Origin of the sequence: Methylobacterium aquaticum (assembly GCF_001043915.1) — a bacterium.
Classification (GTDB): domain Bacteria; phylum Pseudomonadota; class Alphaproteobacteria; order Rhizobiales; family Beijerinckiaceae; genus Methylobacterium; species Methylobacterium aquaticum.
The window spans coordinates 1-9,519 of record NZ_LABX01000171.1 but is presented as its reverse complement, the minus strand read 5'-3'; the positions used below and the strand labels follow the sequence as shown (position 1 = coordinate 9,519).

Below are 9,519 nucleotides of genomic sequence, written 5' to 3'. Positions count from 1 at the left end.
CCCCGAGCCGTAGGTGCCCGTGGGGGTGATGCTGTCCGGGCCGGCGCCGGTCCCCCCGCGAGCTCGCCCGCGACCGTGAAGCCGCCGTCGAGCACAACACGGTTGGTGCCCTCCCCCGCCATGATCGCGAGCGAGCCCGCCTTCACCATCCCGGTCAGCGTGACCGTATCGTCGTCCCCGCCCGTCGTGATCTGCGCCGCATCCACGACGGTGATGTCGCCGTCGAGCGTCACCGTATTGGTGCCGTCCCCGGCATCGATGGAGAGCGAGCCCACCTTCGCCGTGCCGGTGAGCGTGACCGTGTCGTCATCCCCACCCGTCGTGATCTGGGCCGATCCGCCGATCGCGTACTCGCCGCCGAGGGTAACGCTGTTGGTCCCGTCGCCCGCGTCGATCCGCAGGGAGCCGAGCCCGATCACGCCATCCGCGACCGAGCCGTAGCGCCCGCCGAGGGCGATGCGGTCGAGGCCGGTCCCGGTCAGCACCGCGAGCTCGCCGGTGAGCCCGTAGAGGCCCGCGAGGGTCACCGTGTCGGCATCGTTGGCGCTGATCCCCGGCGCCGCCACGTCGATCGACAGGGCGCCGCCGCGATAGTGGCCCGCGAGGGTGACGGTGTCGCTCCCGTCCCCGCCCACGATGGCGAGGGAGCCGCCGAGGCTCAGGGTTCCCTCGACCGGGACGTCGTTCCGGTCGAGGGTGATGATGCGCGTGCCGGTCGTAAAGAGGCCGTCGAGGCGGATCGTATCGCCGTTGGCGCCGCCCTCGATCCGGATCGACGACCCGACATAGGTACCCTGGAGATCGATGGTCGTGCCGGTGTTGTCGGGCGTGCCCGAGGCGCTGTAATCGCCCCGCAGGGTGATCGCGCCCAGCGCCTTGATCACCGCTCCGGCCTGGACCGTGAGGTTGTCGCCGGCGTTCAGCGTGACCGAACCGCCGGTCGAGAAGATGGTGACGCCGGCCAGCACGGTGAGGTCGTCACCGGACGCCCCGGTCTCGCCGGCGGTCTGGACGATGTCGCTGCCCGAGATGATGTCCCGATCGATGGTGAGCGGGCTGGACGTGCGGATGCTGAGCGTGCCCGCCGCCCGGAAGCCGGGCGCGGTGGTGGTGGTGACGCCGCCGACCCGCAGGCCGCCGATATTCCACAGATAGACGCTGCCGGCGGTGCTGTAGCCCTCGATCCCGCCGAAGCTGTCCGCGTAGGTGAGGCCGTTGTCGGCGCTCATCCGGGCGACGATCCGCTTTCCGCCGGCGCCGATGTCGTCCTTGGCGATCAGGTAGGCTTTGCCGGAGGTCAGGTTCGAGCCGGTCGCGGCCGCGTCCTTGCTGGCATCGTCGTAGAGCGCGAGCCCATTCAGGATGGACCCGTCGGCCGCCGTGAGGAAGGCGACGCCCCGGTTGCCGGTGCCGACCGTGCCGAGGGCGAGATCGCCCGTCACCTCGTTGAGGTACAGGTTGCCGAAGGTCGTCTGCGCCGACACCGCGCCAAGGCGGTCGCCGCCGGCGCGGCTGTCGATGTCGACATTGTTATCGGCCGTGCCGATGGTGTTGCCGGCGATCAGCGTGATGCCGTTGCCGGTGACGTTGATGCCGGGCCGCGCGTCGACGCCGGTGCTGCGCGTGGAATCGATGTCGGTCGGGTCGACGAGGTCGCCGGCATCGAGGATCGACACCGCCGCCTTGAGGGTGACGTCGCCGGCGCTCGCGACCACCGCGAGCACGTTCATCGAGCCGCTGGTCTCCTCGAGGTAGACGCCGTCGCGGCCGGAGGCCAGGACCGTTCCGGTCAGATGCATCTCGATCCGGTCGCCGGCCGTGCCGATGCTGCCGCCCTTCGCCTTCAGGGAGACGCTGCCCGCCACGATCTTGTTGGTGTCGGTCGCGACCCCGTCGAGGATGCCGCCGGTATCCGAGACGAGCGTGACGGTCCCGCTCTGCGAGTAGGCGGATTCCAGGTTCAGGTCGCCGCTGCGCTCGGTGATGAAGATGTCCTGCGCCGTGCGGACGGTCAGCGTGCTGGTGTTCTTGAGGTCGATCCCGATCACCCGGGCCGCCTCGCCGATGCCGCCGTCGCCACCCTCGAGAACGAGGTTGCCGCCGCGCACCGTGGCGCCGTTGGCATCGCCCACATTGGTGATGCCGGTCTTCGCCTTGATGCGGATTTCCTCACCGTTGGCCGAGACCACGGAGGTGAGCTTGAAGCCGCCCTGCGTGCCGAGGAAGATCTGCCCGTCGGCATCGGCGTCGAGGCCGCCGGACGCCGACAGGTTCACCGCCTTGCGGCCCTGGATCAGCACCTGCTTGACCAGGTTACCCGGATTGGTCGGGTCGAGCGCGGACTGGAACACCACCACGTCGCGGGCGCTCTCGGCGGTGATCTGGCCGACCTCGACCACCGTGACGGTCGAGGCCGTCACGGAGGCGATGGTGTAGAAGGTCGTCGCGCCGGTCTGGTTCGCCGTCGTGACCCCGAAGGTGCCGGCCACGCCGATCAGCATCCCGACGGCGAAGCCGTCATCGAGGAAGCTGCCGGTGGACCGGGTCAGGGTGCCGTCCGCCCCGAAGGCGACCGTGGCGGTGACGCGCGGTCCCTCGCCCCTGGCGACGGACTGGCCGAGGATGATCGTCTTGGCGGTCTCGGCCGTGAAGGTCTGGCCGGCATTCGTCAGGATCACGCCACCGCTGACCGAAGCGATCGTGTAGACGATCGGGGTCTCGCCGGTGGCGTTCTGGGTCGCGCCGCCGATGTAGAGCGTCCCGCCGACCGTGAAGATCGACGGATCCCAGTCCTGCCCGTCGGTGCGGGTGATGCGGCCCTGGCCGCCCACATTGTCGAAGTCGACCCGCCCCTCGACCGGCGCAGCGGTGAGGAACACCATGTCGCTGCGCTCGGCAGCGCCGAGGGCGACGAGCTGGTCGCGGCTCAGGGGCTGGCGCTTGGCGACGTCGATCACCGTCACGCCGTCGACCGAGCCGATATTGCCGGAGCCGGTCGCGCCGCGCACCACCAGCCGCACGTTGGCGCCGGTGATGACCGGATCCTGCTTGGTGACCTGGGTGCTGGTCGCCTCTTTGAGCAGGCCCTGGCCGACGGCGTTCAGCAGCTCGTCCTGCGTCCAGCGCTTGATGCTGGCATTGATCGCATCCCGCATCGCCTGGTCGATGAAGAAGTGCGGGTTCTGCTGCTGCGTGTTGCCGAGGTTGAAGGGGGCAAAGAACGTGTCGAGCCTGGCGTAATCCGCGTTCCGCTGCGCCTGGAGCGTCGAGACCTGGGCCGCCACGGCGGCGTCGATGGCCGCGCTGGTGAGCGTGCCGGCGGCGAGCGCCGCCGCGCCGTCCGCCTGGTACTGCACCAGGGCGGTCGCGAGCGCGTCGCCGGTGAGGCGCGGCGCGAAGGCCGCGTTGTAGACGCCCGGATTGGCCTGCTGGTTGCGATAACCCCAGTAGGTCCCGTAATCGGCCCGATCGGTGGCCGACAGGGTCTGGGCATAGGCCGCGTCGTTGCTGTCGCCGTGAGCGCCGAAGCGGGCATGCAGGGCCTGGTAGGCGGCCCCAAGCGTCGCCTCGGCGGCGGCGAGGCGCGATGCGACGTAATCGGCGATCGCCGCGTCGCCGAGTGAGGTCGAGCGGCCCGCCGTCGTGAAGGTGTCGACCGCGCTCGCCCGCTCCGCGGCGGTCAGGTGGACGCGGCCGCTCGCGTCGAGCGTCGCCCGCTGTGCCCAGTACGTGGCGTAGTGGGTCGCGAGGTCGGCGTTGTAGACGTCGCCGAAGCGGTCGAACGTCGCCTTCAGCGACGTGAATTCCGCCGCGCGGCTCGCCTGGAGCGCGGCGAACTGCGCCGTCACGTAATCGGAGAGATCGCTCCCGGTCTTTCCGGCCTGCGTGCCGAGGCTGGTGAAGTATGTCTGGTAATGGGTTTGCAGGGCCGGGGTCAGGAGCGGCGTGCCGTCGCTGGCGAGGTTGCCGCGATAGAGCCAGTAGGCGTCGTACCGCGCCCCGAAATCCGCGATCTGGCTGCTGCCGAGGCTGCCGAAGACCGCGTCGAGATCCTGGTAGGCGCTGTTGCGAGCGGTCTCGAGCGCGGCGATCTGCGCGGCGACGTAGTCGGTCAACAGCGTGCCGCTCAGGCTCGCCTGCAACGCGGCACTGCGGATACCGCTGCGCTCCGCCTGGGAGACCGGCACCGTGAAGGTCGGATCGTAGGCGGCCGGATTGGCCTGCTGGTTGCGGTAGCCCCAGTAGGTCGCGTAGGCGGTGGGAAGATCCGCCACGTAGCTGTCGCCGTACTTCCCGTATTGCGCGTTCAGCGTCTGATATTGCAGCGTGCGCGACGTCTCCAGCGTCGCGATCGACTGCGCCACCGAGGCGTCGAGGGCGCTGCCGGTCAGGCCCTTGTCGATGCCCTGCTGGCGGTAGAGCGCCTGATAGGCGGCGAGCTCCGCCGAGCCGGCCGCGAACTGGAACCGGTAGGCCGGATCGTAATGGGAGGGATCGGCCTGGAGGTTCCGGTAGCGCCAGTAGGTGGCGTAGTCCTGCTCGGCGACGCTCTCGTAGGCGTCGAGCGTCTCGTTGAACTTGCGGTCGGCATCGGCGCCGGTGAGGGCGAGGTCCTTCCAGACGCCGTTGACGAGTTCGGCCTCGACCCGCTCGTCGCGCACCGCGACATCGTTGACGTTGAGCAGGCTCCCGGTATCGACCTTCACCACGACGTTCCCGTTGGCGGTGAGGCCGTAGAGGCGCAGGTCGCCGGCGGTCTCCTCGATGCCGACTTGGCCTGCCGCCGTGATGGTCACGCGGTCGCGCTGCCGGGAGCCGGTGTCGAGCTTGAGCACGCCCGAATCCGTGGCCGCGCCGACATTGCCGCCGGCCGTGACGGTCAGGCTGCCGGCCGAGATCGCGCCGGCCCGGCCGGTGGCGACCTTCACGTCGCCGCGCGCCACCAGGGTGACGTCGTAGCCGTCCCGCGCGGTGATCCGGTCGACCGCGATGTCGCCGGTGCTGCGCAGGTAGATGGTCCCCGCACCGGTCGTCGCGGCCACCGAGCCCGTGGCGTTGACGACGAGCGCCTGGTCGGTGACCGCGGCGCCGCTGCCCTGCCCGATGACGCCGGCGGCGTTGAGCACGACGTCTACGCCGGACACCGTGCCGGTCGGGCTCAGCGCCTGGATCGCCCCGCCCGAGGTGATGCTGGTGGTGCCGGAGGTGTTGGCGATGCCGCCGACGAGCAGCACCCGGCCCGTGCCGGTCGAGTTGATGGTGACGCTGGCGGTGGCGCCGCCGATGAAGCCCATCGAGATCGGATAGCTCGCGAGCACGCTGTGCGTGCCGTCCGTCTCCGTATAGGTGATCGTGATGGTCTCTTGGTAATGGGTCGTCAAGCCGTACCATGTGCTTGTCGACCAGCTCCGCCCGTTGATGTGTTCCGTCGCGGCCGTATTGATCGTCACACGGGAATCGTAGTTGTAAGCGCCCTTCCCGGTGGCATCGAGGTAGAAATAGTCGCTGTTCGGCACCAGCGCGCCGACCTTGACGTTCTTGGTGTCGTAGTTGCTCTCGTCCGCCGGCTGCGAGGCGAAAGCCTGAATGCCGAGCCAGGCGGAGGTGCCGCGGACGAGGGTATAGGTGGTCTTGTCGCCACGGCCCGCCGTGAAGGCGTAGCGGTAGGTCTGGTCGCGGCCGTTCGCGTCCTTCAGGCCGGCGCCCGGGGTGTAGCTGGTGATCGCACCGCCATCCCGGTGCCCGTTGATCTCCTGGCCACTGGCCCCGATCAGCGCCTGGTAGCTGGTGACCGAACCGTCCGCCTGCTGCGTCAGCAGCGTCTTGCGGGCGACGGCACCGGACGCCGTATTGGCGTAGGCGAGGTCGGTGATGTCGATGATGCCGGTGCCACGCTGCGAGACGTCGATGCGGGACACGACCACGTCGTAGTCGAGTTCGTTGTTCACCGTCACGCTGGCATAGCCGCCGAGCGCGCGGATCGCCCCCTTGTTCGGGCTCGTGTTGACGATCGTCCCGGTGAGCGTCACCTTGCCGCCGGTGCTGGCGATCTCGTTGATGACGATGCGGTTGTTCTGGCGGTCGAACACCGCCGAGTAGCCGTCCTTCGTCAGCGACTGGATCACGTTGGAGCGGGACGGATCGCGCCTGATCTGCTCGATCTCGGCCGCGACGTCCGAGTTCTTCAGGATGTTGATGGTGAAGGCGTCGCGGCCGCTCTGAATCAGGCCCCGGACGTCGAGGTATTGCGCGTTGATGACGATGTCGCCGCTGGCGATGATGCTGCCCTGCGGCGCCGACTGGAGAGCGCCGAGCACGGTCGCCGCATTGCCGGCGTCGACGATCGCGTTGGGATCGCCACCGGTGATCGCCCCGGCCACGATCCCGTAGGGATTGCCGCCGATGGCGTAGATCGTCTGGTCCTTGATCGTGACCGACCCGCCCACGTCGGTGAAGCTGTTCTTCACGCGGATCATGCCGCCGATGACCAGGTCGCCGCCCCCCACTGTCGTCGTGTAGAGGTTGGCGTTCACCGCGATGATGTCGCCGGCGATGTTGAGCGTCGGCGCCGGCACCAGGGTGTTGTTCACCGCGGTCGCGCCGAGCCAGTTGCTGAGCGTGATCTGGCTCGCGGTGTTCGGTGAGACCACGCCGCCCGAAGTCAGCACGCCGAAATTGACCGCGTCGGCCGACAGGCTGGGCGACAGCAGGGCGTTCTCGTCCGCGATCGCCTTGAGCTTGTCGGCGAGGACCTCGGAGCGGGTGACGTTCTGGCCGTTATAGAAGGTGCCGCCGTTCGATTCCGGCATCGTGATGCCGCCGATCGTCAGCGTGGCGCTCGAATAGTTGTTGATCTCGACCTTGGTATCGGACTGGGCATCGAGGCTGCCTGCGCCGACGAGCTGCCCGGCCACGATGTTGATGCGTCCCGCGCCGGCCGTGAACCGGCCGATCGTCACCGCCGGCCGTTCCTTCTGGAGCGGCAGCACCGTCACCTCGTTGCCGGCAGTCAGGACCTGGGCGAGGCCCTGGCTCTGGAGAAGGTCGGTCAGGCGCTGGACCTCACCGCGGTAGAAGTTCTGGAGCGTGGCGTTCTGGGAGTAGGTCTTGAGCTTGTCCTGCGCGTCGTAGAGCTGGTCGATCAGGGCGCTCTGCGCATAGACCGAGCCGAAGCTCACGGTGATCGGCACCCGCTTGAGGGTGACGCTGTCGCCCGAGGCGAGCGAGAAGGTCTTCTGCGCCGGATCGACCGGCACGAGGGCGCCGCCGGCGGTGAGTTGCTGACCGTTGACCAGGACGGTGCCGGTCAGGTTCGTGGTGCCGGTGTTCGGGTCGACCGCCATCTGGTCAATCGCGATGGCGATGTTGCGCGCGATGCCGGTGGTGACGCTGCCGTCGACCAACACGCGGCTGACGCCGCCCTGGACGGCGGTGCCCGTATAGGCAGCCTCGGCGCTGCCGCCGAACAGGCTGTTGATGGCCCCGAGGAGGGAGGCGAGCCAGTTGGTTCCCTTCGCCTTCGCGTCGGTGCTGACAAGGTTGAGGCGGTTGGTGATGAGGTTGGCGTCGCCCGCCGTGGCGACGCCGGCGCCGGCCGCGACCGTGATCGTGTTGGTCTGGTGGACGTTGATGTCGGCGCTGATCGACTGGATCGGGATCACGCTGCCCGCGAAGGTGTCGGTGCGCGCCGAGGTGACGTAGAGGTCGTCGATCTGCTGCCGGTCGCTGCCGGCGAGCAGGTTCACGTCGCCATAGGCGGTGACCGAGGCGCCCCGCGCCACCGTGACGGCGTTCGTCGGCCGCAGGTCCACCAGAGTGTTGCCGGACGCCACGGTGGCGGCGCCGTAGGTGTCCGAGTTGGCGGCCGCGCTGGCATTGCCCCGGCCGTTCGCCGATGCGGTCAGCGTGCCGGGCGTGTAGAGGCTGGCATTCTCGCCGATCAGCACCTGCGCGGCGAAGGCGTTGGTGACGATGCTGGAGGTCGTGCCCGCGCCCGCGAGCGCACCACCGGTCTTCAGCGTCACCTTGTCGGACACGTCGAGCAGGTTGAGGGCGCTGAGCGTGATGCCGCCGGGCGTCGCGATGCCGCCGACCGTCTCGATCTGGGTCGGGTTGTCCGGCGTGCTGTCCGCCACCGTCACCGTCGCGCTGACCGCGATCGTGGTCCGGCTGTCGGCGCCGGCGCCGCTGGCGAGGCCACCCGTGGTCCCGACGATGTTGGGCGTCGGCAGGACCGGCTTGATCACCGAGTTCTGCGCGCTGGCCTGGACGCCCCGCGCCAGCACGCTCGATCCCGCCCCGAAGGTGGTGCCGGTATCGTGGCTGAAATCGGTGCGGACGACCGCGCCGCTGCCGGCCAGCGCGCCGTAGGCGCTGGTGATGACCTGCCCGTTGCCGGAGGCGACGTGGCTGGCCGCCATGTAGAGCAGGCCGCTCGCCGCGGGGGTGAGCGTCAGGTCGATCTGCGCGCCCGCCTCGAGGCCCGCCTGGGTCGAGCCGGTCGAGGTGCTGGTCGCCGAGCCCGCGGTGCCGGAGGCGAGGCCGTAGGCGCCCGCCTCGGCGGCGGCACGGTTGTCGTCCGAGCCGGACGCCGTCACCGTCATGGCGCCGGCGCGGATCGCGCCGGTGCTGCGCACCTTCGCGCTCGTGCGGGTGTTCGAGGTCGCCGAGGTCAGGGTCGCCCCGGCGCCGACCAGGCCCGCGCTGGCGCTGCTGGCATTGGCGACCTGCTGGGTGCGGGCGGTCGCCGCGAGGGTGACCGTCCCGGCCACGGTCAGGACCGTGCCGGCATCGAGGGTGCCGGCGACGCTGCTGTCGTTCGTCGCCTGGGTCACCGTGGAGTTGAGGCCGATCAGCCCGCCCGCCGATCCGGTCGCCTCGGCGAAGGCGCTGCCCTTGTCCGGCGCCTCGGCCAGGTTCGCCTGGACCGCGAGGTTGGCCGCCGTGATCGTGGCATCGCGGGTGAAGGCCGCGACCGTCGCGCCGACGCGGGCGAGCGCCGTCGAGGCGCCGACCGCCGCGGTGCCGACATTGATGCCCGACGCCTTGGCGTGGACGCCGGGCGTCGCGGTGGCGCGCACCGTCACGGTGGCGCCCGTCACCTCGGCGCCGTCGATCGCCGCGGTCACCGTCGGCGTCACCGTCGCGTCGGTCACCGCGCCGCCGGCGGCGAGCGCGATGATCCCCGCCGCAACCGAGATGCTGACGACCGCGCTGTCGACCGAGGTCGTGTCCTGCGCATCCACGGTCACGTCGCCCCCGGCGGTGACGGCGCTGCGCGACGTGATGGTGGCGGAGGTGCGGCTGTCGACCCGGTCGACCGTGATGGCGCCGCCGCCCGCGAGGCTGAAGCCGTAGGGGCTGAAGCTCGCGGCGAGCGATGCCGTCGCCGCGCGGCTGGTGAGGCTCGCGGCCTCGCTGGCCCGCACGGTCACCGAGCCGGAAGCGGCGAGGCCGCCGGTGGTCCCGCCGATCCGTGCGACGATGTCGTTGGAGATGGTGTTGGTCGCCGCGGCGACC

1 protein-coding gene is annotated in these 9,519 nt (G+C 70.0%); it reads right to left on the bottom strand.

Features of this window, described 5'->3' with window-relative positions:
* The coding region (locus VP06_RS37300; protein WP_425350937.1) for a beta strand repeat-containing protein at window positions 1-9,519 on the bottom strand (9,519 nt) is incomplete at both ends.